26 protein-coding genes are annotated in these 26,225 nt (G+C 58.2%); all 26 read left to right on the forward strand.

Annotated elements, in window-relative coordinates; translation table 11 throughout:
• The first annotated feature begins 13 nt into the window (after window positions 1-13).
• The 26 genes from C7820_RS04595 to C7820_RS04720 all read left to right on the forward strand — a co-directional run bounded on the left by C7820_RS04595 (window position 14) and on the right by C7820_RS04720 (window position 26,166).
• Complete coding sequence (locus C7820_RS04595; RefSeq protein ID WP_116229934.1) at window positions 14-1,381, forward strand: amidohydrolase family protein; 1,368 nt, start codon at window positions 14-16, stop codon at window positions 1,379-1,381.
• Between the two features lie 55 nt (window positions 1,382-1,436).
• Entirely contained in the window at window positions 1,437-2,141 is a 705-nt protein-coding gene (locus tag C7820_RS04600) for an NAD(P)H-dependent oxidoreductase (protein WP_116229935.1), read from the forward strand.
• Between the two features lie 230 nt (window positions 2,142-2,371).
• Window positions 2,372-3,184 (forward strand): ABC transporter ATP-binding protein, encoded by an 813-nt coding sequence (locus C7820_RS04605; protein ID WP_116229936.1) that lies wholly within the window; start codon window positions 2,372-2,374, stop codon window positions 3,182-3,184.
• Window positions 3,185-3,275: 91 nt separating this feature from the next.
• On the forward strand, window positions 3,276-4,154 hold the full coding sequence (locus tag C7820_RS04610) for an ABC transporter permease (RefSeq protein WP_116229937.1): 879 nt from the start codon (window positions 3,276-3,278) through the stop codon (window positions 4,152-4,154).
• 51 nt (window positions 4,155-4,205) lie between these two features.
• Window positions 4,206-4,988: a cysteine hydrolase family protein gene (locus tag C7820_RS04615; protein WP_116229938.1), complete on the forward strand. Its 783-nt coding sequence runs from the start codon at window positions 4,206-4,208 to the stop codon at window positions 4,986-4,988.
• On the forward strand, window positions 4,985-5,437 hold the full coding sequence (locus C7820_RS04620; RefSeq protein ID WP_116229939.1) for a cupin domain-containing protein: 453 nt from the start codon (window positions 4,985-4,987) through the stop codon (window positions 5,435-5,437). The genes C7820_RS04615 and C7820_RS04620 overlap by 4 nt, the downstream gene beginning before the upstream one ends.
• A 17-nt stretch (window positions 5,438-5,454) precedes the next feature.
• The gene (locus C7820_RS04625; protein WP_116229940.1) at window positions 5,455-6,663 is read left to right on the forward strand and encodes an amidase; all 1,209 of its coding nucleotides are present in this window, start codon (window positions 5,455-5,457) and stop codon (window positions 6,661-6,663) included.
• 15 nt (window positions 6,664-6,678) lie between these two features.
• Window positions 6,679-7,509, forward strand: coding sequence for a creatininase family protein (locus C7820_RS04630; RefSeq protein WP_116229941.1), 831 nt, complete (start codon window positions 6,679-6,681; stop codon window positions 7,507-7,509).
• Window positions 7,506-8,387 (forward strand): fumarylacetoacetate hydrolase family protein, encoded by an 882-nt coding sequence (locus C7820_RS04635; protein ID WP_116229942.1) that lies wholly within the window; start codon window positions 7,506-7,508, stop codon window positions 8,385-8,387. Before C7820_RS04630 ends, C7820_RS04635 begins: the two co-directional genes overlap by 4 nt.
• 76 nt (window positions 8,388-8,463) lie before the next feature.
• A complete protein-coding gene (locus tag C7820_RS04640) occupies window positions 8,464-9,783 on the forward strand; it encodes an FAD-binding oxidoreductase (protein WP_116229943.1) in 1,320 nt (439 codons plus the stop codon).
• 94 nt (window positions 9,784-9,877) lie between these two features.
• On the forward strand, window positions 9,878-11,200 hold the full coding sequence (locus C7820_RS04645; RefSeq protein WP_116231630.1) for a 5'-deoxyadenosine deaminase: 1,323 nt from the start codon (window positions 9,878-9,880) through the stop codon (window positions 11,198-11,200).
• A 61-nt stretch (window positions 11,201-11,261) separates the two neighbouring features.
• Entirely contained in the window at window positions 11,262-12,221 is a 960-nt protein-coding gene (locus C7820_RS04650) for an XdhC family protein (RefSeq protein ID WP_116229944.1), read from the forward strand.
• On the forward strand, window positions 12,218-12,874 hold the full coding sequence (locus C7820_RS04655) for a nucleotidyltransferase family protein (protein ID WP_116229945.1): 657 nt from the start codon (window positions 12,218-12,220) through the stop codon (window positions 12,872-12,874). The genes C7820_RS04650 and C7820_RS04655 overlap by 4 nt, the downstream gene beginning before the upstream one ends.
• 194 nt (window positions 12,875-13,068) lie before the next feature.
• Window positions 13,069-14,031 carry an FAD binding domain-containing protein gene (locus tag C7820_RS04660; protein WP_181908928.1) on the forward strand — a complete coding sequence of 321 codons (963 nt, stop codon included), beginning with the start codon at window positions 13,069-13,071 and terminating at the stop codon, window positions 14,029-14,031.
• Window positions 14,025-16,301, forward strand: coding sequence for a xanthine dehydrogenase subunit D (pucD, locus tag C7820_RS04665; protein WP_116229947.1), 2,277 nt, complete (start codon window positions 14,025-14,027; stop codon window positions 16,299-16,301). Before C7820_RS04660 ends, pucD begins: the two co-directional genes overlap by 7 nt.
• Window positions 16,298-16,828 carry a (2Fe-2S)-binding protein gene (locus tag C7820_RS04670; protein ID WP_116229948.1) on the forward strand — a complete coding sequence of 177 codons (531 nt, stop codon included), beginning with the start codon at window positions 16,298-16,300 and terminating at the stop codon, window positions 16,826-16,828. The genes pucD and C7820_RS04670 overlap by 4 nt, the downstream gene beginning before the upstream one ends.
• Window positions 16,825-17,343 carry a 2-oxo-4-hydroxy-4-carboxy-5-ureidoimidazoline decarboxylase gene (gene uraD / locus C7820_RS04675; protein ID WP_116229949.1) on the forward strand — a complete coding sequence of 173 codons (519 nt, stop codon included), beginning with the start codon at window positions 16,825-16,827 and terminating at the stop codon, window positions 17,341-17,343. Before C7820_RS04670 ends, uraD begins: the two co-directional genes overlap by 4 nt.
• A gap of 7 nt (window positions 17,344-17,350) precedes the next feature.
• Complete coding sequence (pucL, locus tag C7820_RS04680) at window positions 17,351-18,331, forward strand: factor-independent urate hydroxylase (RefSeq protein WP_116229950.1); 981 nt, start codon at window positions 17,351-17,353, stop codon at window positions 18,329-18,331.
• Window positions 18,328-18,687 carry a hydroxyisourate hydrolase gene (gene uraH, locus C7820_RS04685; RefSeq protein WP_116229951.1) on the forward strand — a complete coding sequence of 120 codons (360 nt, stop codon included), beginning with the start codon at window positions 18,328-18,330 and terminating at the stop codon, window positions 18,685-18,687. Before pucL ends, uraH begins: the two co-directional genes overlap by 4 nt.
• A gap of 21 nt (window positions 18,688-18,708) precedes the next feature.
• The gene (gene allB / locus C7820_RS04690) at window positions 18,709-20,130 is read left to right on the forward strand and encodes an allantoinase AllB (RefSeq protein ID WP_116229952.1); all 1,422 of its coding nucleotides are present in this window, start codon (window positions 18,709-18,711) and stop codon (window positions 20,128-20,130) included.
• Window positions 20,127-21,386, forward strand: a complete 1,260-nt coding sequence (locus tag C7820_RS04695) for a Zn-dependent hydrolase (RefSeq protein WP_116229953.1) — start codon at window positions 20,127-20,129, stop codon at window positions 21,384-21,386. Before allB ends, C7820_RS04695 begins: the two co-directional genes overlap by 4 nt.
• A complete protein-coding gene (locus tag C7820_RS04700; protein ID WP_309545736.1) occupies window positions 21,383-22,654 on the forward strand; it encodes a pyridoxal-phosphate-dependent aminotransferase family protein in 1,272 nt (423 codons plus the stop codon). Before C7820_RS04695 ends, C7820_RS04700 begins: the two co-directional genes overlap by 4 nt.
• A 309-nt stretch (window positions 22,655-22,963) precedes the next feature.
• A complete protein-coding gene (locus C7820_RS04705; protein WP_258875116.1) occupies window positions 22,964-24,019 on the forward strand; it encodes an ABC transporter substrate-binding protein in 1,056 nt (351 codons plus the stop codon).
• A gap of 281 nt (window positions 24,020-24,300) precedes the next feature.
• Window positions 24,301-25,155, forward strand: a complete 855-nt coding sequence (locus C7820_RS04710) for an ABC transporter ATP-binding protein (RefSeq protein WP_116229954.1) — start codon at window positions 24,301-24,303, stop codon at window positions 25,153-25,155.
• Window positions 25,148-25,804: an ABC-2 transporter permease gene (locus C7820_RS04715; protein ID WP_116229955.1), complete on the forward strand. Its 657-nt coding sequence runs from the start codon at window positions 25,148-25,150 to the stop codon at window positions 25,802-25,804. The genes C7820_RS04710 and C7820_RS04715 overlap by 8 nt, the downstream gene beginning before the upstream one ends.
• On the forward strand, window positions 25,801-26,166 hold the full coding sequence (locus C7820_RS04720; RefSeq protein WP_105442306.1) for a GntR family transcriptional regulator: 366 nt from the start codon (window positions 25,801-25,803) through the stop codon (window positions 26,164-26,166). Before C7820_RS04715 ends, C7820_RS04720 begins: the two co-directional genes overlap by 4 nt.
• Window positions 26,167-26,225 lie beyond the last annotated feature (59 nt).

A 26,225-nucleotide genomic window follows, 5' to 3' on the forward strand; every position in this document is an offset into this window, starting at 1 on the left:
GAGCGGGATTGATATGGAACAAGAAGTGGTGATCTTCAACGCCTCCCTGCCGCTGCAATCGGAGGAGACGCTGTACACGCTGGCCATCGGCGGCGGAAAGTGGACGTCGGTGACGGCCCAAACCGGTGAAGTGGAGGCTCCTGAGGCGGTATGCCTGGACAAATGGAACGGATCCTCTGCGGATGCGCGTCTGGTGCTCGACGCAAAGGGAAAAATCGTTCTGCCGGGTTTCGTGGACGCCCATATGCATCTGGATAAAGCTTTTTCGCTCCCGCAGGTCGGGAATGTCTCCGGCACGCTTGGCGAAGCGATCATCAATTACGCCGCAGCCGCCCCGAGGTTTTCCAAGGAGGAGATCAAAGCACGCATCATGCGCTCGGCGCTGCAGTCCATTTCTTACGGAACGGTGGTGCTGCGCAGCCATCTCGATTTCCACGTCAAGCATGGAAAAGACGTCGCGATGCGCACCATCGAAGCTGCGCTCGAAGTCAAAGAGGAGCTGAAGCCGTATGCGGAGCTGCAGCTGTTCCCGCTGCTCCCTTATTTTGAGCTCAGTGAAGCGGCGCTGGATACAGCCGAGGAATCGGTTGCGATGGGCGTGACGGGATTGGGCGGCGCCCCTCATCTTTCCCCCAACCCGGAACCCGACATCGACAGGCTGTTCGCCTTGGCCGATAAGCTGGGCTGCCCGATTGATCTGCATACGGACGAGAGCGACGATCCGAACCAGCGGACGGCAATCCATATCGCCCGGCGCACGATGGAATACGGCTGGAGCGGAAAGGTCACGGCAGGGCACTTATGCTCCTTAGCCGCCATGAAGGACGAGGATGCCGCCATGATTATTGGACTTATGGCCGAGGCAGGCATGGGCGCCGTTACGCTTCCCGGCGCAAATCTGTACCTGCAGGGTCGGCATGACGCCTTCCCGGTGCGCAGGGGGGTCACCCGAGTCAAGGAGCTGCTGGCGGCCGGCATTCCGCTGGCGGCGGCTTCAGACAATATACATGACCCGTTTCATCCGTTCGGAAGGGGGGACCTGCTGCTGATTGGCCTGGTTACTGCCTATGCCGCCCATATGGGCAGTCCTGCCGAGATGCGCGAAGTGCTGCGGATGATCACCGAGTACCCGGCCAGGGTAACGGGCACAGACGGTTACGGGATCCTGCCGGGGAACCCGGCCCATTTTGTGGCGCTTGATGCCAGGACGCCGGAGGAACTGCTGACCATGCTGCCGGAACGCCGCTGGGTATGGCGCGGCGGCACCTGCCTGAAAGCAGCCCCGGCGAAGGAGAAATGGAGCTCCGCATTGTTACAGGGCTATTGGGAAGACTCGTGCGAACGAGTCGACTTTGTCCAGAAACGTGCGCTCACGCTATGATTCGATCCGTTTGAAGGCATGCTCCGTTTCCACTATGCAATGAGGAGGTATGAGGATGAGCCGCACATTGGTGCTTTATTACAGCGCATACGGCCATGTCCTGGACATGGCGCGGGCGGCCGCTGATGGAGCGCGCAGGGCGGGAGCCGATGTCCGAATCTGCCGTATTCCTGAGCTGGAATCAGAGCGTAACCGGACCCCTTATCAGGATAAGCACCGCCCCGGGGAGCCGGGTGAATCTTCGCAGCTGAAGACCCGTTTTAAGACGGTTGACCGCTTCGCCAAATACGAAGAAACAATGCGCCGGCAGCAGGACATACCGGTGGCCACGAACGAAGACTTAAGATGGGCGGACGGCATCGTCTGGGGATTTCCGACGTATTACGGATCCATGCCCGCGCAGGTCAAGCTGTTTCTGGAATTTGCCGGGGACCTGTGCGCCGACGGGAGCCTGGAAGGCAAACCGGCGGGTCTGCTGACAAGCACCGGATCGATCCATACCGGGCACGAAGCGAATGTGCTGACGTCGATGGTGCCGCTGTTTCATTTTGGCATGATCATGGTCGGGCTGCCCTATTCCGAAAATCCGGAATACTTGACCGCCGATCCGATCGGCTGCTCTCCTTACGGAGCTTCCACATTGGCGGGTCCTGACAGCAGCCTCAAGCCGGATGAACGCGAACTGGTGATGGCCGGCCGGCTCGGACGGCGCGTGGCGCTGTGCGCGGAGGCTCTGAAGGCCCAAGGTTTTTTGAAATAACCGTTAACGGCAGAGGGTGGCATCGATCGCCGAGGTATTTCATGAAAGTCCGGATGAATTCCGGGCTTTTTTGTGTTAGGTAATATGACATTCATGATCATATCTTTCGTAAATGAACCCAAAATAATTACGTTTTATTGTAATTAACCACAAAATCAACGGATATTCATTGAGCGGCATAGGCATAGATGTTATTTATTATTACATAAAGGATTAGAGGAGGGCTGGAAATGTATACAGCACAGCAAACCGCAGCCAATCCGCAGCCGCCCGGAAGTCCCGGCGCTCCCGAGCTTTTGGTCGGCATGGACCAGATCGGCAAGGTATACCCGAATGGAACGGTTGCCGTTCAGCAGGTTAATCTGCGAGCGGGGGAGGGGGAGTTCCTCTGTTTTGTCGGACCGTCGGGATGCGGAAAATCGACCATGTTTAACATGATAGCCGGCTTGACGGAGCCGTCGACCGGCCAGCTTTCGGTCCTCGGTACGACGCCTCGCGAAGCGCGGAAGCAGAACGAAATCGCTTTTGTATTCCAGGAGCACACCCTGCTGCCTTGGGCAAAGCTTCTGGACAATGTGACGATGCCGCTCACCCTCCGTGGCGTTCCGAAAAAGGCTCGCAACGAAGAAGGCGAACGCGTGCTGGAGTTGGTTGGGCTCAAGGATTACCGGAAAGTACTGCCGAGACAGCTCTCGGGAGGTATGAAGATGCGGGCGTCGATCGCCCGTGCGCTCATAGCCCGGCCGAAGCTGCTGCTGATGGACGAACCGTTCGGGGCACTCGACGAAATTACCCGCCAGACGCTGCAGGATGAACTGCTGGACATTTGGCGCCAGGATCAGAAGATGACCGTGCTTTTCATTACCCATAACGTGTTCGAAGCGGTGTTTCTATCAACCCGGGTTGTCGTCATGACGCCGCGGCCGGGGAAGATTTCCGATATCGTGCCGATTGAGGCGCCGTATCCGCGTACGGATGAATTCCGGACCACGTCCGAGTTCGGCAAATATGTGCGCAGCATAACCGAAGTGCTGAATCACTGAGGCTCGCATAAGCCGGTGCTTGCTTTCCTGGATAATGGGAAATTTAGAGGTCCATGGAAACATGCCACTAACGAAAGGAGTTGTTGAGGTCATGGAAAAAGCAGCAGTGAGCGCGGTTACCGATGCGGCGAAACAGGCTTCGCCGGCCGCGCCTGTGGTCAGGAGGAGTGTCGGCAGCGGCAGCCATGTCTGGGGGAGAATGGTGTCTCGGGTCGTACCACCGCTGAGCGTATTCGTCTTCGTCGTCTTTGTATGGGAAATGGTACTGCGGCTGACCGGCACCCCAGAGTACTTGCTGCCCAAGCCGTCCGATATCGTTCAAGCGGTGTCGCAGAACGGGCACAATCTGGTGGTGTCAGTGAGCACGACCATCATGGAGGCCGTCTTGGGATTTGCCCTTAGCGCCATTCTCGGCGTGGCCGTTGCCATTTTGCTTGCGCTGTCCAAAACCGTCGAACGGAGCGTGTACCCTTACGCGATCATTTTGCAGACGATCCCGATCGTGGCGATTGCGCCCATCATCGTCATCTGGTTTGGGGCCGGCATGAACGCCATCGTTATTATCGCCTTTCTGATCAGTTTCTTTCCGATTTTGTCCAATACGCTGATCGGGCTAAACTCGACCGAGCAGAACATGAAGAATCTGTTCTATCTGTACAACGCCACGAAGATGCAGACGATCTGGAGGCTCAGACTTCCGGCAGCACTGCCCTACATTTTGGCAGGCTTTAAAATCTCCTGCTCCCTGTCGGTCGTCGGGGCCATCGTCGGCGAGTATATCGCGGGCATCGGCGGGCTGAACGGCGGGCTCGGTTACGCGATTACGGTCGCAGCGACCCGGATGCAGACGGCGTATTTGTTCGCCTGCGGCTTGTCAGCCGCGGTGGTCGGCATCGTCTTTTTCCTGCTGATCAATGCCCTGTCGAACCGGCTTCTGCGTTCCTGGCATGACTCGGCCATCGCCGGCTAACTGCATCCGCCAAGTCGAGCGGCAAGTTTGCAACAAAGGAGGGGAGTTTCCATGCACAAACTGGGGAATTCGAAAAATTACTGGAACGTGTCGAAGGAGCTGGCCGATTTGTCCAGAAGCGATCCCAAACCGCTCGTCACCGTGACCCTGCCTGCGCTGCCGCAGCGGATCACGCTGGATCTCGCCAAAACCGCCGTCGTCATCATTGATATGCAGAACGATTTTTGCAGCCCGGGCGGGTGGTTGGACTCTATCGGAGTCAATACCGCCCCGCTGTTGGCCCCCGCCAAGCCGCTTCAGCGGCTGCTTCCGGCCCTTCGCGAACTGGGGGTTCCGGTGCTGTGGGTCAACTGGGGCAATCGGGAGGACCGGATGAACTTAAGCCCTTCGGTGCTCCACGTATACAATCCGGACGGTGTCAGCCATGGGATCGGCAGCCCGCTGCCGGATACAGGCTCCAAGGTGCTGGAACAGGGGAGCTGGGGCGCGGCGCTGATTGATCAGATGGTGCCGGAGCCCGGGGATATCCGGGTGGATAAATACCGTATCAGTGGTTTTTGGGATACGCCGCTGGACAGCATTCTCCGCAATTTGGACGTGAAGACGCTGCTGTTTGCCGGCGTCAACCTTGACCAGTGCGTGATGCATACGCTTCAGGACGCCGTATGCCTCGGATACGACGCCATTCTGCTGGAAGACTGCTGCGCGACAAGTTCTCCGGCTTACTGCGCAGAGGCCGCCTTATACAATATCAAACAGTGCTATGGTTTTGTTGCCGGTTCCGAGGATCTGCTGCAGGCCTGCACACTACAAGAAAGGGATGAAGTGATATGATCGATGGTCTGGTTCTGGGGCATTTCGAGCAATGCGAGGTACGCAAAATTTCAAGCAAGGATTCCAACAAGTTTGTCATGCTGTGCGACGGGACGCAGGTGCCGTTCGTGTCCGTTGTGGAAATTTTCGACGCCGGCGGACAGACGCCGCCGAACGAGCACAGCGGAGCGTATGAGTATTTTTACGTGCTGGCCGGAGAAGGCAATGCCATCGTAGGCGATATGGAAACCGGGATTCGCACAGGATCGTTCTTCGTCGTTCCGCCCGGCAACAACCATCAGGTCAAAAATACCGGTGAGGGCAGGCTTTATGTTCTGACGACCATGGTGCCCGACGAGAAGTTTTCCGATTTGATCAAGTCAGGTCCGGCGGCAAGCCTGGACGAGGAAGATTTGGCGGTGCTGCGCGGAGCGGCTCTCCCGGGAGCGGCCGCTCCCGCGAACTCATAACGATTGGAGGAACTCGTATGCAGCCAGAATGCACGCCGTGGATTCGGTTGGGAACGGAGGCGAGACACGCGGAAGGCGGTCCCCTTCAAGGGCTCAACTTTGCCGTAAAGGACGTGTTTGCCGTAGCAGGACACACCAATGCTGCCGGCAATCCCGATTGGCTTAACACGCATAAGCCTGCCGTGAAGCATTCGGCCGCCGTGGAACGTCTGCTCGGCAGCGGAGCAAAGCTTCGTGGAATGACTCACACCGATGAGCTGATGTTCAGCCTGAACGGGGAAAATGTGCATTACGGCACGCCGCCGAACCCTATCGCTCCAGGACATATTCCCGGCGGTTCCTCAAGCGGCTCGGCGTCTGCCGTTGCCTCCGGGGAAGTGGACTTTGGCCTTGGCACCGATACTGCCGGTTCGGTGCGGATTCCCTCCTCTTTTTGCGGTATTTGCGGATTTCGCCCGACACACGGCGGCGTACCAATGGACGGCGTCATCCCGCTGGCTCCGGCCTTTGACACGGTCGGCTGGATGGCACGCCGGGCAAGCACCTTGCTGCAGGTCGGCCGCGTGCTTCTCGAGGAACCGCTTGATGACGGCAAGGAATTCGCTCGAATGATGCTGCCGGCTGAAACGTGGGCAGCTGCCGAGTCCGGCTGCGCCGAATCGCTCCGCGGTGCGCTTGAATCATTCGGATCGCTTGGAGCGTTCGAATCCATTCATTTGACGGACGGGGAGCTCGCGGCGTGGGCCGGCATTTTCCGCACGATTCAGGGGTACGAAATATGGTCTGCCCATGGCGCATGGATCACGGCGCAGCATCCCCGATTCGGTCCCGGCATCGCCGAAAGATTTGCCTGGACCGCCACGATTACCGAGGGAGCGTACCGGGAAGCGAGCCAGCGGCAGCAAGCGATTGCTGCCCGGCTTGAGGCGCTTCTCGGAAGCGAAGGCGTGCTCGTCCTCCCGACAGCGCCTTGCGGAGCCCCTGTGATCGGGCTGCCCGGCGAGGAAATTGAAATGACGCGCACGCGGATCCTGCAGCTGTCCTGCATCGCCGGGCTGGGCGGGCTGCCGCAGGTTACACTGCCGCTGGCAAAGACGGACGGTCTGCCGGTCGGGCTGTCGCTCATTGCCGGCAGAGGGCAGGACCTGAAGCTGCTTCGATGGGCAGCGGATTTCGAGGCGTCGATGCAGCCCGCGGCCGCGGCCGTGATCAACCAAATCCAATAGCAAAGGAACATGCCGATGTTTACACGATACGAAGGAGCAGCCTGGGAGGAGAGATTCCTGCCAAGGCTGACCAGCAAGCAGGTTAAGGAACTTCCCAAGGAAAGCACGCTGGTCATTCTGCCGGTCGGCGCGATCGAACAGCATGGACCGCATCTGCCGGTCATGACCGATACGCTGATCGGGGAGGCTACGGTGTCCCTGGCGCTCGAAAAGCTGAAGCCCGATGCGCGGGTGTGGCTGCTGCCGCCGGTTTCGTACGGCAAAAGCAATGAGCATCTCGGCCTGCCGGGAACCATTTCGCTGTCGGCAACGACCCTGCAGAGCGTGATCCTGGATATCGCGGAAAGCCTGCGGCTGAGCGGTTTCCATAAGCTGCTGCTGTTTAATACGCATGGCGGCAATACCGACTTGCTGAACGTGGTGTCCCGGGAAATCCGCATTCGCCACGATATGCTCGTCTTTTATTTATCGCCCTCTTCCTTGGGAGGTGCGGAGGATCTCATGCCCGCCGATGAACTGGAATACGGCATCCATGGCGGGGACTACGAAACGTCGATCGTGAAGGCCATCAAACCGGGATGGGTGCAGGATCAATGGCTTGTCTCGGAGACCCCGTCCATGACCGGGCAGAAATTTTTGACCCTTGAGGGGAAAATACGCTTCGCCTGGCGGATGGCGGATATTTCCGACAGCGGCATATGCGGTGATGCGACCCAGGCGACGGCCGCCAAAGGCAGCATCATTCAGGAACGGGTGACCGACATTCTAGCGGAGGTGTTTAGTGAGCTGAGCGAATTCGAGTTCAGCGATATCCGGGCCAAGGCGGAAGCGGGAGCCGAGCGATGAGGCTCGTCACCTTGGCGGGAAGCGGGCCAGGCAGCGCGGGCATCGTCGCAGGCAATCGGGTATTTCCCTTAACCGGGATCAATGAATCGCTTGGAACGGTTTGGCCGACGACCGTTCTGGAACTGCTGCGGACCGGCGAGGCGGCGGCGCTGTCCGGATGGCTGCGGGAACGAGGGCAGGAGGCGCTGACCGCCATTCCTTCCGTTCCCCTGGAGCAGGCACATCTTGGCCCCTTGTATCATGGTGCGGTCAATGTCTGGGGCGTTGGCGCGAATTTCCGGAAAAAGGCCGCGGATATGGCCGTGGTGCCGCCGGAACAAGAGCCTATCTGCTTCTTGAAGCCGGCAAGCACGATGATCGGCCCAGGCGAAGCCATTCTGCTTCCGGACGGGGCCGGACGCATTACTGCCGAGGCGGAGATCGGCCTGGTGATCGGTAAGACCTGCAAGCACGTCAGCCCCGAAGAGGCGCCGCACGTACTTGCCGGCATCGTTCCGACGCTGGATATGACTGCCCAGGACATCCACGCCCGCAACCCGCGTTTTCTTGGACGCTCGAAAAGTTATGACACCTTCTTCAGTTTCGGACCGGAGCTGGTCGGCATGGACGAAATCGGGGACCTGGATGCGCTGGATATACAGACCGTGCTTAACGGATCGGTCCGGTACAGAAGTTGTGTATCCGACATGATCTATTCCCCATGGATGATACTCTCGTATTTCTCGCGGATGATGACCCTTTACCCCGGCGATATCATCATGACCGGGACACCGGGATCGGTAGACATCCAGGATGGGGATACGGCCGAATGCCGGATCGGCTCCCTGCTTCCCCTGCGGAATCCGGTCGTTCAGGAACGGATTAGCACCGTTTTATGAAATCGAAAAATTGTCCTCACGAAATGTTCTTCTATATGGAGTAAGCTGTGAATCCAAAGAAAGCGGGTGGTTCCTCATGTCAATGGTATGGAAGCCTGAAATGCATGAAGCGTTCAGCACACTGAAGCTGCTTACCGACGAAACGGCGGTCGAAAAGCTGTCGAAGGATTTTTATTGGTATTCCCCCGTGCTGAGCGGAAAACTGAAGGACAAAAAAGCGGATGCCGTTCTCGTACCCGCTACGGTCGATGAAATCCGTGAAGCGCTGCGCATTGCTTACCGGCATCGGATTCCCGTCACTGTCCGCGGAGCGGGAACCGGGAACTACGGGCAGGCGATCCCGCTCGAAGGCGGCCTGGTGCTGGACCTCAGCGGCATGAACGAAATCTTGGAGATTGGCAGCGGCTATGCCCGTGTACAGTGCGGCGTCAAACTCGGCGTCCTGGAGAAGACGGCCCGGGAGCAGGGCCAGGAGCTGCGGATTTACCCAAGCACTTTCGCTAAGGCGACGGTCGGCGGATTCGTTTGCGGCGGCTCCGGGGGCGTCGGGTCGATTACCTGGGGCGACCTGTGGGACGGCAACGTGCTGGAGGCGACCGTCCTGACGATGGAAGAGGAGCCGCAGGTTCTCCGAGTCCACGGCGAGGATCTCAAGGACTATATTCATAACTACGGGACGACGGGCATCGTCACCGAGCTGGTCATTCCTTTGGCACCCCGGACCGAGTGGGCACAGGTGGTGGTGAACTTCGATCGCCTGGAAGATTCGGTCCGATTCGGGGAAGCGCTGGCGGAGGAAGCAGCCATCCCCAAACGGCTGATCACGCCGATGGAGTGGCCGATTCCCTCCTTCTTCAAACCACTGGAAAAAGTAATCGCACACGGCAAATCGGTGGTTTTTACCGAAATCGCCGGGCATGCTTCCGAAGCGCTGCCGGCACTTGCCGCAGCTTTCGGCGGGGAAATCGGCTATGTCATTGACCCCGAGAAGTACCGCAAATCGATCGGGCTGTCCGATTTTACCTGGAACCATACGACGCTCTGGGCGCTGAAGCGTGACCCGGCCTATACCTACCTGCAAGCAGGTTTCAAGCGGGACTGCTACTTGGAGCAGATCCGGACGCTGAAATCGATGTTCGGGGACGAAATGCTGCTGCATTTTGAATGGATCCGCTCGAGGGGCAAACTCCAGCCGAACGGCCTGCCCGTCGTCCGCTACAGCACGGAAGAACGGCTGTACCATATCATAGACACCTGCCGGTCGTTCGGCGTGGAAATTTATGATCCCCATACCTGGCTGCTGGACAATGGTGGACGCGGGGCTATACCCGGCATGCAGGAACGTAAGAGGCATAACGATCCGCTCGGCCTCCTGAATCCGGGGAAAATGGGCTGAGCAGCCGGGCAATGCGAAGGAAGAATCGTGTCCGGGAGAAGCGGCATCCGTGCGGCATTTCCCGGACTTTCCGTACAAGAAGGGGGAGGCGCCTTTGACAACGACGATTATACGCAATGCCATCATCATGACGATGAATCCGGCCGACGAAATTATCCGTGGCGATGTTCGGATTGAGGACAACCGCATTACGCATATTGGACCCGGCGTGCCGAGCGAAGCCGACCGGGTGATCGAAGCCGGGGGCAAAGTATTGCTGCCCGGCTTTGTGCAAACGCACATCCATTTATGCCAGACGCTCTTTCGCGGACGGGCCGACGACCTGGAGCTGATTGATTGGCTAAAACAAAAAATTTGGCCGCTCGAAGCCGCACATGACGAGGAGTCGGTGTACTATTCGGCTCTGCTTGGCCTTGGCGAACTGATCCGCAGCGGGACGACGACCATTCTCGATATGGAGACCGTGCACCATACCTCTATGGCCTTTCAGGCGATCGAGGAAAGCGGCATTCGGGCGTTTTCCGGCAAAGTGATGATGGATCACGGCGATGAGGTGCCCCTGGCGCTTCAGGAGGATACGGATCGTTCCCTCCGGGAAAGCGTCGATTTGCTGCAAGAGTGGGACGGGGCTGCCGGAGGGCGGATCCGTTATGCGTTCTGCCCGCGTTTTGTCGTCTCCTGCACCGAGCGCCTGCTGACCGAAGTCCGGGATTTGGCAGAGCATTACGGTGTTCTGGTGCACACGCACGCGTCGGAAAACCGGGGGGAGATCGCCATGGTCGAGGCCGAACGGGGAATGCGGAACGTAATTTATCTGGACCATATCGGCCTTGCCCGACCGAATCTTGTGCTCGCGCACAGCATTTGGCTCGATGAGGAGGAAAAGCGGATCATCCGCGAGCGCGGCGTCAAAGTCACCCACTGTCCGGGATCCAACCTGAAGCTGGCATCCGGGATTGCAGAAGTGCCGGAATTGATGCGAAGCGGTATCCCGGTCGGCCTCGGCGCGGACGGAGCCCCGTGCAACAACAATCTTGACATGTTTCAGGAAATGAGATTATCCGCATACATGCAGAAGGTGGGGCACGGTCCGACGGTCATGAACGCGAGGACCGTGCTGCGAATGGCCACGATTGGCGGAGCGGAAGTGCTTGGCATGGAACGGGAGATCGGAAGCATTGAGACGGGAAAACTTGCAGACCTGATTTTGCTGGACCTGGAAGATTATCATGTCTATCCTTCCTTTGACGCGGATTGCTTCTCACGGGTCGTCTACGCCGCCACCCGCGGGGATGTCGAAATGGTGATGATCGACGGTCATGTTGTGATGGAAGGAAGGCAGGTGCTGACCCTGGATAAGCCGCGGGTCCTCGCCGGAGCGAACCGGGCCTTGCAAAAGCTGCTCTATAGATTGTAATCCTGCTTCAAGGAACAGGATCGCTGTATTTTTAGGAAAATGCATGTAAGGAGGTGTTCGGATGGAGACGGAAAGCATTCTCCGGTACGTGCAGAATGAAGAGGGGACGGCCGTGCTTGCGAGCCTGGTATCGGTGCGCGGCCATGCTTACCGCAAGTCCGGAGCCATGATGCTGATGGCCGCGGATGGACACCGCATCGGCAGCATCAGCCCCGGCTGTCTGGAAGCGGATCTCGCTGCAAGGGTTCCCCGGATTCTCGAGCGCGGCCGGTTCGAATGGGTGAGCTATAATACCGAGCCTGGCGTCGATCCGATCTGGGGAGAGGACATGGGCTGCGGAGGCGATCTGGTCATTTTACTGGAGCCGATCGAAGGCCGTCTTCTAGCGGTTCTTGTGGAAGCTGCCAAAATTGTCCTACAGGGGACGGCAGTCCGGCTCGTTCGGGAACTCCGCCCGGATCAAGAGATGGATTACCGGCTGGAGGAAGACGGCCCCATACAGGATTCGGTTGCAGGGCGGGGAGTGTTCTTCTATGCGACCCGGCTGGCTCCGAGCCGCCGGCTTATCATTTTCGGCGCCGGGGAGGAAGCGGCGGCGCTGGAGGCGATGGCGCGCTCGATCGGATTTGCGACAGCGGTGGCGGATTGGCGCGACGATTTGTGCAGCAGGGAGCGGTTCCCGCTGGCCCAAACGGTTGTTGGCGATGCCGGCAGGATCGTTGAGGAGCTGCGCATCGGCATCCGCGATTACGTCGTCCTTGCCAGCCATCATCTGCGCCGCGACCGGGAGATGCTGCAGCGCCTTCTTCCACTGCAGCCGGAGTACGTCGGCGTCATCGGCTCCGCGCGGAGGATCGGGCTGCTCTTTGGTGAGCTGCCGATCCCGGACTTCGTGGATGCTCCTGCAGGCCTTCCCATAGGCGCGGAAGGCGCCGCCGAAATCGCCGTCAGCATCGCGGCCCGGCTGGTGCAGTGGAAGAGCGGCGCAGAGGCGGCTGTTCGGGAAAGGCGGCATGCATGAGCATCATGGGCGTATACCTTGCGGCGGGAAGCAGCCGGAGAATGGGCTGCCGCAAGCAGTCCTTGGAGCTTGCACCAGGTATGCATCTGGCCTGTAGCGGCTTGGCGGCGCTTCGTGACAGCGGCCTGAGCGGGTTGATCGTAGTCGTTCATCCCGAAGACCCGCTGGTATGGCTGGACGCCGGCCTCCTTGCAGACGAAGCGGACAGCCCCAGCATTGTCGTCGCTGTCTGCCTGGAAGCGGATCAAGGCATGGCGCTCTCGCTGCAGTGCGGCATCCGTGCTGCTTCCGATGCAGGTGCCGATGCTGTGCTTGTGGCGTTGGCCGACCAGCCGTACGTGTCGCCGGCTTGGCTGATGCAGCTGATCGATGCGTGGCGATCGGCTCCCGGGCTGGATTATGTGATGAGCGAGGCGGGAAGGGAGGCGATGCCGCCCGCGGTTCTGTCGGCAACGATGTTTGAGGCGGCTGCCGGACTGAAAGGGGATCAGGGGGCGAAGCGCCTTCTGGATTCTTCGCGGTTTCAAGGGCTCCGCTCGGCCCCTGCCGATCCCTTGCTTGTTCTGGATATCGACACGCCGGAAGAGTGGGCGGAGGCCAAACGAATATGGACGCTTCAGACGAACCAGCATCTCCCGATGTGTAAGAAATGATGACATAATTTTGATGAGTCATGCCCAAATTTGGCATCGGGCACAACACAAATGAATCAGATTGTGCATGACTCCTAAATTGAAGTTAAGTTTATTTACACAAACACGGTGGCGGCGTATAGTGTGAAAAACCAACCAATCTATTCCATTTAAACACCAGGATGCATTCAAGACACTGCAAAGGAGAGATGGCCATGGATGCTGCCTTCAACCAGGTGATGAGTGCACCGACTGTATGGCATCCGGCAGATGCCCGGGAAGCCTATTTGCTGAAACGCCGTTTTGGTCAGCAAGCGGACTATGTCGCTGGCGGCACACTCCTCCGTACGGAATGGGAGGCCGGAACACGGAGCATTTCCCCGCATTGGATCGACCTACAGCGTGTGACCGGCTTACGGGAGGTGTTCATGCAGGCCGGGGGATTATGCATCGGTTCCCAGGTGACCCTCGGGACATGCCGGAGACATCCGAGCCTAGCCAGCCTTTACCCATTGGTGGGGGAAGCCATCCGCAGCACGGCAGCGTCATCCGTACGAAACGTGGCGACGCTTGGAGGTAACGTATGCTCCGGCGTGGGGGACGTGCTGCCGGCGCTGCTCCTCTACGACGCAGAGTTGGAATGGCAGGATGAACAGGGCCCCATGGCGCCGCTGCCTTTGACGGAATGGCTGGAGCTTCGTGCCGCCGATGCCTTGGACCCTAACCGGATCCTGCTGACGATCAGGCTTCCTGCAAGGGAGGATGTGAACCGGATCCAACAGGCATCGGGCGGCGATAACGGCTTGCCTTCGCTGCCTCGGATCGCGGTCTACCACAAAGTAGGGAGACGCGAAGCCTTCTCCCCGTCGCTCGTAACGACGGCGGTGTCTGCGGAAATCGATGCCGCCGGCTGTTTCCGGCAGGTGAAGATCGCGACGGGCGGCGGGAAAGCAAAGCCTGCCCGCCTTGGCGCTCTTGAAGCATGGCTGGAAGGGAGCAAAGCAGACCTGAGCCGGCTTCCGGACGTTTATGAACGGGTGCTGGAAGAGTACAGAACGACTGGTGATATATTCGCCGGAGAATCCTACCGCCGCAAGACGGCAGCATCGCTGATCACCGCAGATTTGTGGCAGCTGCTTCAACAGTATGCATCCGAAGGAGGGGAGACGCTATGCTGAACCGATCCAGCAGCGGAACGCGCTGGAGGGTGCGTCCGGACGGCCCGGATAAAGTGACGGGGCAGCTCAAGTATTTGACGGACATGAGCGCGCCGGATATGCTGTACGGCCGGGTGCTGCGTGCGGCTTATCCGCATGCGGCCATCCGGTCCGTACGGACGGAACGGGCGTTGGCACTGCCCGGCGTGGAGGCGGTCCTGACCTGGAAGGATGTGCCCGGGCTGAACCGTTTCGGCATCGCCCGCGCCGATCAGCCGGTCTTCTGCGAGGACCGGGTCCGGTATACGGGCGATGCCGTGGCAGCCGTCGCAGCGGTTACACCGGAAGTCGCCGAATACGCCCTTCAGCTGATCGAGGTGGATTACGAGCCGTTCCGGGTTCTTACCGAGCCCGAAGAAGCTTTGGCCGAAGGTACGCCGCAGCTTCATCAGGACGGCAACCTGCTTCACCGGAGCGAGTACCGCCGTGGCGATGCCGACGAGGCGTTCGGGATGTGCGCTCATATCGTGGAGGCGACCTACCGGACGCCGCGCCAGATGCACACCTATATGGAAACGGAAGGCGGGCTGTTCTTTCCGGGAGAAGACGGGAGACTTACCGTCTACTCTCCTACACAGCACGGCCTGATGGACCGGCTGCAGCTGGCGCGGATTTTGGCGGTCCCGCCGGAGTCGATCCGGGTCGTGTCCAGCCCGATCGGGGGCTCCTTCGGCGGGAAGGACGAACTGAACGTCCAGCCGTACGGGGCGCTTCTCGCCAGGGTGACGGGCAAACCGGTGAAGATTCACCAATCCCGCGTGGAATCGGTACGGGCCGGCCTGAAGCGCCATCCGATGACCATCCGTATGAAAACCGGCGCGGACGCATCGGGACGTATCCTTGCCCATCAGGTCAGGGTTCTGGCCGATACGGGCCCTTACGCCACGCTGGGTGCGGAGGTGCTGAATTTTGCGACGGAGCATGCCGTTGGTTCTTATGCCTTCGGCGCCGTTGATGCCGTAAGCATCTCGGTGTTCACAAATAACGGCATGTCTGGCGAGTTCCGGGGGTTTGGCGGCAATCAGGCGCTGTTTGCGCTGGAGGGCCAGATGGACCGTCTCGCCGAGGCGCTCGGCATGGACCCATGGGAATTCCGCCGCATCAACCTGCTTCCGCCGGACGGGACCGGACCCTTCGGTCAGCCGATTTCGGTGACTGGCGGGGCACTCAAAGTATGGAATGCCTTGAAGGAATCACGGTTGTGGAAGGAACGGGAACATCTCACGGAAAGCGGGAACCGGCCGCCCTGGATTCGGACCGGCGTCGGAGCTGCTTTCGTCATGCATGGTGCAGGCCTTGGTTATGGCATTCCCGACCCGTCGGGCGGCCGGCTTCTGCTCGCGCAAGACGGGAAGGTGGAGGTCGCGTTCGGTTTCGAAGAATGCGGGCAGGGGCTGCTCGCGACGCTGGAGCAAATGCTGGTCGAGATGTACGGTCTGGACGCTTCCGATCTCAGGCTCGTCATCGGGGATACCGATGCGGTGCCGGACAGCGGCTCCAGCACTGCGTCCCGCGCGACCAGCATGATGTGGCAGGCTCTGAAGCGGATGCAGGAGCCGTTTACAGAACGGCTGCTGGCTGCCGCTGCCGAAGCTGCGAGCGTGTCGGTAGAATGTCTCCGGATCGGTAACGGAGGTATTTATGACATTTACACGCAGAAGCGGGTGATGACGTACCAGGAACTGGCTGCCGCCGGGAAGGATCCCATCCGTGCCGAAACGAGCTTTGCATACCCTGTCTCCCCTACCAAGCGGATCGGAGCTCACTATTTATACTCGTATGCCGCGGTTTGTGTCAGGATCGAGGTGAACCGGTTGACCGGGCGCATTCGACTGCTGGACCAGTTCCATGCCGTGGCCGCGGGCCCGGTCATGAACCCGCAGGGCTATCTCGGCCAAATCGAGGGAGGGAGCGGGATGGCGCTAGGCTTTACGCTGAGTGAGGATGCCGTCATGGAGGAGGGAATATACAAAACCGGCAACCTCGACACCTATCTCATTCCGACCGCAGCCGACTTGGCTGGTCCCGTCGAAGTGCTGCCGATCGAGGATCTGCCGGAAGGCGACGAGCACGGACCGAGAGGAATTGGCGAGATTGGCTCTGTCGGGCTTGCGCCGGCCATCGCAGCGGCTGTCCGGCAGGCGACGGGAATTTGGCTGGAGAAACTCCCTGCGAATCCGGCTTTGCTGCAAGATGCATCCTTCCTCGGGAGAAAGGGGGAGGTGGTATGAATTCCGAAACGGATCGTATCCGGCTGAAGCCGTGGACCTGCGAGATCAATGGCGGGCGGGTGTCGTTGAACATATCGCCGTCCAGACGGCTCCTCGACATTCTCCGTGACGATTTGGGCATGACCGGGACGAAACGGTCATGCGACATCGGTCGGTGCGGCGCCTGTATGGTGCATATGGACGGCGTGCCGGTCAACAGCTGCCTGGTCCCTGCATATCAGGCGGAAGGCCGCTCCATCACGACGATCGAAGGCATCGGACGGGACGGACTCCATCCCGTGCAGCAGGCTTTTTTGGAGGAAGGGGGCTTTCAATGCGGTTACTGCACGCCGGGAATGATCATGACCGTCATTGCGCTGCTTGATGAACATACCGATCCGGAGCCGGAACAGGTAGAGGAAGCGCTGTCCGGCAATCTGTGCCGCTGTACGGGATACGCGGCGATTCTAAGGTCGGTCCGGAGAGCATCGGAACGGATCATCCGGGAAAGGCGCGGTCCCGGAGGGAAGGAGGATGCGCGCATATGATCACGATCAACGAACTGAACGAAGGGACGGTCGAAACGTTCGTCCGGCACCTGGGCGGCGTCTTCGAGCATTCGCCCTGGGTGGCGGAGCAGGTATGGGAGCTGCGGCCGTTCGCATCGGCTGCGGAGCTGCATGAGCGGATGATGGAGCAGGTGTACGCAGCGCCTGAGTCCCAGGTACTGGCGTTGCTTCAGGCGCATCCCGACCTTGCCACGCGCATGCAAGTCACTGCATTTTCGGCTCAAGAACAGCAGGGTGCAGGCTTGGATCAGCTGACAGGGGAGGAATATGAAGCCTTTACATCCATGAATGCGCAGTATGTAAGCAAATTCGGTTTTCCTTTCATTATGGCAGTAACCGGATGCACCAAAGACGACATCGCGCAAGCGATGCACCAAAGAATGGATCATGATCCGGAGCGCGAATGGACGCAAGCGCTGCGCGAGATTGCCCGAATTACGCGAATCAGGCTGGGGCGGATCGTCACGGATCGCAGCCATGAACAGAAAGGATGACCTAATCATGCTAAAAATAAACTCCGGACGAACGCTTTATTACGGAAAAGGAGATGTCCTTGTTTACAGGACTTACGCTGAGCCGTTGGAAGCGGCCCCAATACCGGAATCTCCCTTTGTTGGGGAGGATAATATTTTGTTTGCCCATAACATCCGTTTTGCGGTCAGCGGTGAGGCTCTGCTGACTTCGTTCACCGACGGGGACAACGCGCAGCTGGTGGCCACCGATTCCATGAAAAATTTTATTTTGCGCCAAGCTGCAACCTTTGAAGGAGGGACGACGGAGGCGCTGCTGCATTTTTTGGCCGTACGGTTTATGGAGACATACGGCCATATCGACACCGTACAGCTGTCGGCTAACCGGATTCCCTTTCTTCCTCTGCCGGTGCCGGGCCCGGGAGGGTTTCTGGATAACCGTCTCGTGTACAGGCGTTCTTACAACGATCATGCCGCCGCGGAGATGAAGCTGGCGCGCGGCGCCGATGGGTATGATCTCAGCGAGGCGTGGAGCGGACTGTCGGACCTGCAGCTGATCAAAGTCAGCGGCAGCTCGTTCTATGGCTTTATACGCGATGAATACACGACGCTGCCTGATGCCTATGACCGGCCGCTCTTTATTTTTCTCGATATTCGCTGGAGATATGACGACCCGCAGGATGCGATCCATCCGGAGGCAGGCAAGCATGTGCCCGTCCAGCAGATACGCGACATTGCCCAGAACGTCTTTTATGAATTCGCGACCCCGTCGATCCAGCATTTGATCTGGTTGATCGGGCAGCGGATTCTGATCCGGTTTCCGCAGCTGGCCGAGGTCCGGTTTGAAACGAGCAACCGGACATGGGAGACGGTCGTGGAACCCGCGGACGGCTTGTCATCCGGGGTCTTTACCGAGCCCCGCCCGCCTTTCGGCTTTCAGGGCTTTTCGATGACCCGGGAAGACCTAATTGCCGCACCGGAGCCGGCTGAAGGCACCGTCAGTTCCGGATGAGCGGGCGGATTTCGACACATGTGCTCGATACGTCCCGCGCGGTGCCTGCAAGCGGCCTTAAGGTAGAACTCCGGCTGCTGGGGCCGGAAGCGGAAGGGGGACGGCTGCTGGCATCCGGTATAACGGGAGCTGATGGGCGTCTTTTGCAGCCGCTGTGGGACGGCGATTTGGTACCCGGAGGCGAATACGAGCTGATGTTTTGGGTTGGCGATTATTTCCGTCAACAGGCGGCTGCCGACGGGATTTCGTTTCTGGACCTTGTTCCGATCCGGTTCAGGGTGTCTAACGGCGATGAAAATTACCATATCCCGCTGCTGCTGGCGCCGGGAGGGTACAGCACGTACCGCGGAAGCTGATAGAAAAAGGGGGGGCGGAGCATGGATGCGCACGAAGAATGGATCATACGCGGCGGAAACGTCGTGCTTGAGGACGAAGTCGCAAAGATGGATATCGCCATCCGCGATGGAAAGATTTCCGAAATCAAAGACCGCATCTCGGGGATGTCCGCTTCGAAAATCGTAGAAGCGGACGGCCAGATCGTCATGGCCGGCGTGGTGGATATGCATGTCCATCTCAATGAGCCGAACTTTGGGCATTGGGAGGGGTTTGAGACGGGCTCTGCCGCGCTCGCGGCCGGCGGCTGCACGGCGTACGCGGATATGCCGCTGAACGGAAACCCGCCGACGGTTACGCTGGATGCGCTGCGGCACAAAGAACGATTGGCGCATGGCCGGTCGGCGGTGGATTATGCCTTGTGGGGCGGACTGGTGCCAGGGCGAATGGACCAGCTGCGAGCGCTGGCCGATGCCGGCGTCATCGCATTCAAGGCGTTCATGTCAAATCCCGGCGGGGAAGGGGAGGGGCGATTCCGTGAGGTAGGGGCGGACGAACTGAGGGTAGGGATGCGGCGCATTGCCGGTCTCGGTGGCCTCCTTGCCCTGCATGCCGAAAGCGACGAAATGACGTCACGCCTGACCGCCGAGGCCCTTGCCGCAGGGCGGACCGATGCGGCAGCTTATGCGTTGACCCGCCCGGTCGAAGCCGAACTCGAGGCGGTAGCCTCCGCACTTGCCCTTGCGGAAGAGACGGAATGCCCCCTGCATTTCGTTCACATCAGCAGCCCCGAAGCGGTGGATCTGATTCAGGATGCCAAACAGCGCGGCCTTGACGTAACGCTGGAGACCTGCCCGCATTATCTGACTTTGAGCGAGGAGGATATGATCCGCATCGGACCGGCGGCCAAATGTGCGCCGCCGCTCCGTTCGGCCTTTTTAATAGAAGGAATGTGGGAACGTCTTAAGGCGGGTGCGATTGATTTCATTGCTTCCGACCACTCACCCTGCCCGGAAGCGATGAAGGCCGTGACCGAAGACGGCGGCTTCTTTGGAGCATGGGGCGGCATCGCCGGTGCCCAGAGCACCCTGCTGCTGATGCTGGAGGAAGGTTGGATCAAGCGGGGAATACCGCTTCCGCAGCTCTCGAAGCTGTTGTCGGAACGTCCGGCCGAAAGATTTGGCCTTGGCCGCCGCAAAGGCAAAATTCAGGTGGGAATGGATGCCGATTTGGTGCTGATTCAGCCATCGTCTCCGCACGTCTTGCGCAAAGAGGACCTGCTGCAGCGCCACCGGCACAGCCCATATATCGGCAGGATTTTCAGCTGCTCCGTAGCTGCGACGTACTGCCGGGGCCGCCTGGTCTATACATCGGAGGCGGGAATCGTAAGTCCGGGTGCCGGCCGGCGTCTGACACCGCTGAAGCCGCACACTGCCGGCCGCAGCGGGGAGGTTGCGGCGCCATGAAAATTGCTGCTGAATCTGGTGCTTTTGCCGATATGATGCGTCTGCTGGAAGATCTGGGCCGGATCGGGCGCGAACCCGGAGGCGGCGTCACCCGGCTGCTGTATTCGCCGTCCTGGCAGGAGGCGCAGCGGCTGCTGGCCGGCCGCATGGCAGATGCGGGGCTGGAGGTGCGTTATGACCGGGTCGGGAACCTCTACGGCCGGCTGCCGGGCACCCGTCCCGATCTGCCCGTAGTTCTAACTGGCTCCCACGTGGATACCGTCCGCGCCGGCGGAGACTACGACGGAGCCGGCGGCATCGCCGCCGGTATCACCGCGCTGTCCTATTTGAAGCGGCGGTTCGGGATGCCTGTCCGTACGCTCGAAGTGGTCTCCTTCTGCGAGGAAGAAGGCAGCCGGTTCCCCTTAACGTATTGGGGCTCGGGCAGTATTGGCGGCCGCTACCGGATCGGCGATGGAATCGGCATTTACGACGCGGAGGGTGTATCGCTGGATGAGGCCATGAAAGCAGCTGGCTTCGGACACGGGAGCCAACCCGACTGCCGCCGGAGGGACATTGGCGATTACGTTGAGCTGCACATCGAACAGGGCGTCGTGCTGGAGGCAGCCGGACGGCGAATCGGCGTGGTCGAATCGATCGTAGGGCAGCGCCGGTACGGGATCGCGGTGACGGGCAACAGCAACCATGCGGGAACGACGCCGATGTCCTATCGTGCCGATGCGCTGGCCGGAGCGGCCGACATGATCGTCCGGGTGGAGGAAATGGCGAAGCGGGCCGGTAACGGAGTGGTAGCGACCGTCGGGCGGGTCGAAGCCTGGCCCAATACTCCGAACGTCATTCCCGGCGAGGTACGCTTCTCCTTGGATATCCGTCATACCGAGAGTTGGATGCTGAACGAGTTCAGCGAGTCCGCTCTTGAAACGTTCCAAGAGATAGCCGCCGCAAGAAAGCTGCAGGTGAAGGCCGACTGCTGGCTGAAGACAGAGCCTGTCCCGATGGACGGTACATTGGCGGGACGGATCGAGCGGCTTTGCATGGAGGCGGGCCTGCCGTACCTGCGCATGGTCAGCGGCGCGGGACACGACGCTCAAATGATGGCCGCCGTCAGCCGCGCGGCCATGCTGTTCGTTCCGAGCCGGGACGGGATCAGCCATGCCAAGGAGGAATACACGGAGCCGGCACACCTTGCGGAAGGAGCAGCAGTTTTAGCTGCCTGCCTGCATGAGCTTGCCTATACGACAGGAGTGGATGGATGATGAATAGCGTATCCGGGGGAAGCTGGAATGAATTTGTGCCGATTTCGCGCATCATTATGACGCCGGGACCGGTAGAAGCCGACCCGCGCGTGCTGCGGGCCATGTCTTATCCCATTCTTGGTCAATTCGATCCGGCTTTTACGGAGCTGATGAATGAAACGATGGGAATGCTGCGCGAATTGTTTCGTACGGACAACCGATGGGCGTACCCCGTCGACGGAACGTCGAGGTCCGGGATTGAAGCTGTGATGGCAAGCCTGATCGAGCCGGGAGACCGGGTGCTCGTCCCGATCTTTGGGCGTTTCGGCCACCTGCTGCACGAAATCGCCGAGCGGTGCGGCGGCAGGGTCATTACACTGGAGAAGCCGTGGGGTACTGTGTTCGACCCTGCCGAATTGATCGAAGCCATCGGCCGCGAGCAGCCGGATGTCGTCGCCATGGTGCACGGGGAGACTTCCACGGGCCGGATGCAGCCGCTGGCCGGGATCGGCGAAGCCTGCCATCGCCACGGCGCGCTGCTGATCGTCGACGCCGTAGCAACCATCGGCGGCACGCCGGTCGATACGGACGCCTGGCAGCTCGACGCGGTCATCGGCGGAACGCAAAAGTGCCTGTCCGTTCCGTCAGGCATGGCGCCGATCACGTACAACGACCGCGCAGAGCGGAAAATTGTTGCCCGCAAACGCATTGAGCGGGGACTGCGCAGCAATGCCGCTTCCCTCCCGTCACAGGAGGCTCCGCCGGGGCCTAGTCCCATCCAGAGCAATTATTTAGATTTGGCCCAGCTGCAGGATTACTGGAGCCCCAAGCGGCTGAATCATCATACGGAGATGACCTCCATGCTGTATGCGCTTCATGAAGGGCTTCGCCTGGTGCTGGCCGAGGGACTGGAGGCGCGTTTCAAGCGGCACCGTATGCATGAATCCGCGTTGATGGCCGGGCTGACCTCGATGGGACTGTCCATGTACGGCGACCCGCTGTCCAAGCTGCCGATGGTGACCTGCGTGCAGATTCCGGAGGGCGTAGACGGGGAGATGGTACGTGCGATGCTGCTGCACCAATTCGGCATCGAAATTGCCAGCTCCTTTGGACCGCTCGCGGGTCAGATTTGGCGGATCGGCACCATGGGATACAGCTGCAGGCAGACGAATATCCTGCACCTGCTGGGTTCGTTGGAGGCGGTACTGCTCCGGGCCGGCGTCAAGCTGCCGACGGGTGAAGCGGTGCAGGCGGCGTTAGACGCGTATGAAGAAGCGCGAGTGGGTTAGGTTCAGGCACCATCCATCCGTTTGCCTTTCGACTAAGGGTGTCGAAAAGCGCAAACGGCTTTTTTGGATTGTGCCAATGGAATTTTGGAATTTACGGGCCCGGGCGGGTGAAGAAAGATACAATCTGGTTAGGTTCATGTAAGTATAATTCACAATTTAAAGGCGGTAATGTTAGGGGATAGGCGTTCGTTACACATTTAATTTGATTTTTTGTTCGTAATTACAAAACGACGGCATATTTGTTGACGCTAATTTGACGTATCTCCTATGATAGGCATAGAAAGTCAAGTCCTAAGGGGGAGGGGTAACATGGCAACGAAAATGACAGCGAACAAACGCAGTGTTAAGAAGATGATGGCATTGTCCTTATGCGCCGTATTGATGACGGGAATGCTGGCCGCCTGTTCGGGGAAAACGGCAGCTCCGGAAACAGCATCCTCCGGGGAAAAGACGGGGACGGCTTCGGCAGAGCCGAAGCTGGAGAAATCCACCTTGGTTCTCAACTGGTTCGCCGAACCGGAACACGGCGGCAACTTCGCGGCCGTCCAGCAAGGCTTCTATAAGGACGCTGGGCTGGACATGACGCTGACACCCGGGGGTCCGCAGGTATCCTCCACACAGATCGTAGCTTCCGGCAAAGCCGATTTCGGCATCGCGAACGGCGACGATATTCTGGTCGCAAGGCAGGAGGGCATTCCGATCGTAGCCATCGCCGCCTCGTTTCAGAAGAGCCCGCAGGTGCTGATTTATCACAAGGAGGCGGGAATCCAGGACTTCTCCGACCTGAACGGACATGCGGTTTACGTCGCTCCGACGGCGAGTTTCTGGCTGTACATGAAAAGCAAATATAAGCTGGATCAGGTCAAGGAGCTGAAGTATACGGGATCGTTGGTCAATTTTGTGAACGACCCTAACGCTTTGACGCAGGGATACATCACATCCGAGCCTTATACTTTGGAAAAGCAGGGAGTGAACGTCGGCACGATGCTGATCGCGGATTCCGGGTATAACCTTTACGCCAACGTCTATTTTACGACCGAGAAGATGATCAAGGAGCATCCGGACAAAGTCAAAGCGTTCGTTGAAGCGACGGTAAAAGGGTGGGATTACTACAAGAACCACGCCGAGGAAGTCAATCCAGCCATTCACGAGCAAAACCCGGATATGGATCTGGATATGATGAAGTACAGCGCCGAAAAGGAGATGGATCTCGTATTCGGCGGTGACGCGGCGGAGCAGGGCGTCGGTACCATGACGAAGGAACGGTGGGAAGAGGTGCAGAAGCAGCTCATCGAAGTCGGCGTTTTGAAGAAAGCGGAGCCGATCGCCAACGTATTTACCACCGAATTTTTACCGGCCAAATAAAGCAACTCCGGCCATTTCGCCGTATTCTTCCTCTTGCCAGTCCAGAACAAGGAGCGGCCAATATTGACCCTTTAGACCCAAAGAAAAGCAGCGCCGACACGGCGATGCTTTTCTTTTTTTTTGTATGCGATACAACCTTTGGAGAACGCCGGGCGGTTTTAAATTCATGCCTTTTGGATAAAAATCTTTTCAACATTCCGCTTTCCATCCATTGACTTTACTCTTGCTGCAATGATATATTGTGCATACACGATATACACAATTTATTGAGGAGGAACGGTATGCTGGCATTAGACATTCGAAACTTAAGCAAAACCTATCCGAATTTCCAGTTAAAAGACGTGACGTTTCAGCTGGAAAAAGGTTATATTATGGGTTTTATCGGCGCCAATGGGGCGGGAAAGACGACGACGATCAAATCGATTTTGAATCTGATTCATACCGACAGCGGCGAAGTGCGGATTTTCGGCAAGAACATTGCCGAACACGAAATCGAATTGAAGCAGGACATCGGATATGCGTTTGGCGGCATCGACTTTTATACGCGGAGCAAAATAAAAGCCTTGACGGAAGTGGTCAAAAAGTTCTATACCAACTGGGATGATGACATTTATTCATATTATTTAAGAAGATTCAAATTGGATGAAAACAAAAAAATCGTCGAGTTGTCGACAGGGATGAGAGTAAAGTACAGTTTGGCCCTTGCCTTATCCCATGGCGCAAAGCTTCTGATTCTCGATGAACCGACAAGCGGGCTGGATCCGATAGCCAGAGACGATCTGCTCGACCTTTTTCAATCGCTCGTCGCAGAGGGTGAAATCAGCATCCTGTTCTCAACGCATATTACATCGGATTTGGAAAAGTGCGCGGATTACATTACCTATATCCATAACGGAAAAATCATCAACAGTGCCGTGAAAGAAGAGTTTATTGAATCCTACCTTTTACTGAACGGTAGCGTGAGTCAACTGGACCCGGTGAAGGAGCAGCTGATTTCCTATAAAACGAATTCGTTCGGCTTTACGGGATTGATCCATGCCAAAGACTTCGATCCTTCCTTAGATGTGAAGGCGGCCCGGCCCACTCTTGAGGAGATTATGATTTATTTCGCGAAAAAGGAGGATATGTATGTATAACTTGGTAATGAAGGATTTAAAATTGGGGATCAATCCGTTGTTTTTTTTGGTGCCTGTCGTTTTGGGCGCGTTGATGCTCATACCGGGCTGGTTGTATTTTATCGTGCTGCTGTATTTTTGCTGGATCACGGTCCCTAATACATTTGGCCAGTTCCGCTCACAAAACGATTTGATGTTTACTTCGATGATGCCTGTCACCAAAACAGACATGGTCAAGGCCAGGGTGCTTGTCATTGTCATCCTGGAAATGCTCCATATGCTGATGGCCATCATTTTTGGTATCATCAATATTCGTCTCTATGGGGAAATACCCAACGATTTCTTCGGACCGTATCCGGGTTTTTGGGGACTGTGCTTTGTGATGTATGCGATTTTCAACGTGTTCTTTATCCCTATGTTTTACAAGACGGCGTATAAATTTGGCGGGGCGGCGCTGGCGGGCATTACCGGGGCGATGGTTTTTGCCGGACTCGCGCAATGGATCGGAATCCAGAATTCCTATGTGTCCGACATGTTTAATGGCAGCGGCGTCCACAATGTGGCGCTTCAAGCATCTTTGATGATCGCCGGAATCGTTATCTTCATCGCACTCACCATGATGGCTTACCGGATTGCGGCTAAACGTTTCCACAAAGTGGAGATCCAATGAACATTGCGATTTCGAACAACTCCGAAAAACCGATCTACCAGCAGCTTTTCGAACAAATCAGCGCCCAAATTTTGAAAGGAGAACTGGAAAGCGGCTATAGTTTACCGCCGATCCGGCAAGCGGCCCAGGAGCTGCGGGTTAGCGTCATCACCGTAAAGAAAGCCTGGGAAGAACTCGAGCGCTGCGGTTTGATTAATACGGTCACGGGAAAAGGTTGCTTTGTCGCCGATTTCTCACCCGAAGACAAGCTGCGAATACGCGACGAAATGATTTTGAAGCAGATGGTTAACGATACGGCATACTACAAATCCTTCGGCCTTACCCTGGATGAAGTGATGGAACTGATGAAGAAGATTTATTAAGCACCGCCTGATTGAGCTTGAAAAAAAGACACCCGTAAAAGCCCAGCGGAACAGCGAAT

Source organism: Paenibacillus sp. VMFN-D1 (assembly GCF_003386155.1).
Classification (GTDB): domain Bacteria; phylum Bacillota; class Bacilli; order Paenibacillales; family Paenibacillaceae; genus Paenibacillus_AQ; species Paenibacillus_AQ favisporus.

Bases quoted from the DNA above. Each gene is read 5' to 3' on its own strand.
- C7820_RS04595 (WP_116229934.1), top strand. From the start codon at position 14: ATGGAACAAGAAGTGGTGATCTTCAACGCCTCCCTGCCGCTGCAATCG.
- C7820_RS04600 (WP_116229935.1), top strand. From the start codon at position 1,437: ATGAGCCGCACATTGGTGCTTTATTACAGCGCATACGGCCATGTCCTG.
- C7820_RS04605 (WP_116229936.1), top strand. From the start codon at position 2,372: ATGTATACAGCACAGCAAACCGCAGCCAATCCGCAGCCGCCCGGAAGT.
- C7820_RS04610 (WP_116229937.1), top strand. From the start codon at position 3,276: ATGGAAAAAGCAGCAGTGAGCGCGGTTACCGATGCGGCGAAACAGGCT.
- C7820_RS04615 (WP_116229938.1), top strand. From the start codon at position 4,206: ATGCACAAACTGGGGAATTCGAAAAATTACTGGAACGTGTCGAAGGAG.
- C7820_RS04620 (WP_116229939.1), top strand. From the start codon at position 4,985: ATGATCGATGGTCTGGTTCTGGGGCATTTCGAGCAATGCGAGGTACGC.
- C7820_RS04625 (WP_116229940.1), top strand. From the start codon at position 5,455: ATGCAGCCAGAATGCACGCCGTGGATTCGGTTGGGAACGGAGGCGAGA.
- C7820_RS04630 (WP_116229941.1), top strand. From the start codon at position 6,679: ATGTTTACACGATACGAAGGAGCAGCCTGGGAGGAGAGATTCCTGCCA.
- C7820_RS04635 (WP_116229942.1), top strand. From the start codon at position 7,506: ATGAGGCTCGTCACCTTGGCGGGAAGCGGGCCAGGCAGCGCGGGCATC.
- C7820_RS04640 (WP_116229943.1), top strand. From the start codon at position 8,464: ATGTCAATGGTATGGAAGCCTGAAATGCATGAAGCGTTCAGCACACTG.
- C7820_RS04650 (WP_116229944.1), top strand. From the start codon at position 11,262: ATGGAGACGGAAAGCATTCTCCGGTACGTGCAGAATGAAGAGGGGACG.
- C7820_RS04655 (WP_116229945.1), top strand. From the start codon at position 12,218: ATGAGCATCATGGGCGTATACCTTGCGGCGGGAAGCAGCCGGAGAATG.
- C7820_RS04660 (WP_181908928.1), top strand. From the start codon at position 13,069: ATGGATGCTGCCTTCAACCAGGTGATGAGTGCACCGACTGTATGGCAT.
- pucD (WP_116229947.1), top strand. From the start codon at position 14,025: ATGCTGAACCGATCCAGCAGCGGAACGCGCTGGAGGGTGCGTCCGGAC.
- C7820_RS04670 (WP_116229948.1), top strand. From the start codon at position 16,298: ATGAATTCCGAAACGGATCGTATCCGGCTGAAGCCGTGGACCTGCGAG.
- uraD (WP_116229949.1), top strand. From the start codon at position 16,825: ATGATCACGATCAACGAACTGAACGAAGGGACGGTCGAAACGTTCGTC.
- pucL (WP_116229950.1), top strand. From the start codon at position 17,351: ATGCTAAAAATAAACTCCGGACGAACGCTTTATTACGGAAAAGGAGAT.
- uraH (WP_116229951.1), top strand. From the start codon at position 18,328: ATGAGCGGGCGGATTTCGACACATGTGCTCGATACGTCCCGCGCGGTG.
- allB (WP_116229952.1), top strand. From the start codon at position 18,709: ATGGATGCGCACGAAGAATGGATCATACGCGGCGGAAACGTCGTGCTT.
- C7820_RS04695 (WP_116229953.1), top strand. From the start codon at position 20,127: ATGAAAATTGCTGCTGAATCTGGTGCTTTTGCCGATATGATGCGTCTG.
- C7820_RS04700 (WP_309545736.1), top strand. From the start codon at position 21,383: ATGATGAATAGCGTATCCGGGGGAAGCTGGAATGAATTTGTGCCGATT.
- C7820_RS04705 (WP_258875116.1), top strand. From the start codon at position 22,964: ATGGCAACGAAAATGACAGCGAACAAACGCAGTGTTAAGAAGATGATG.
- C7820_RS04710 (WP_116229954.1), top strand. From the start codon at position 24,301: ATGCTGGCATTAGACATTCGAAACTTAAGCAAAACCTATCCGAATTTC.
- C7820_RS04715 (WP_116229955.1), top strand. From the start codon at position 25,148: ATGTATAACTTGGTAATGAAGGATTTAAAATTGGGGATCAATCCGTTG.
- C7820_RS04720 (WP_105442306.1), top strand. From the start codon at position 25,801: ATGAACATTGCGATTTCGAACAACTCCGAAAAACCGATCTACCAGCAG.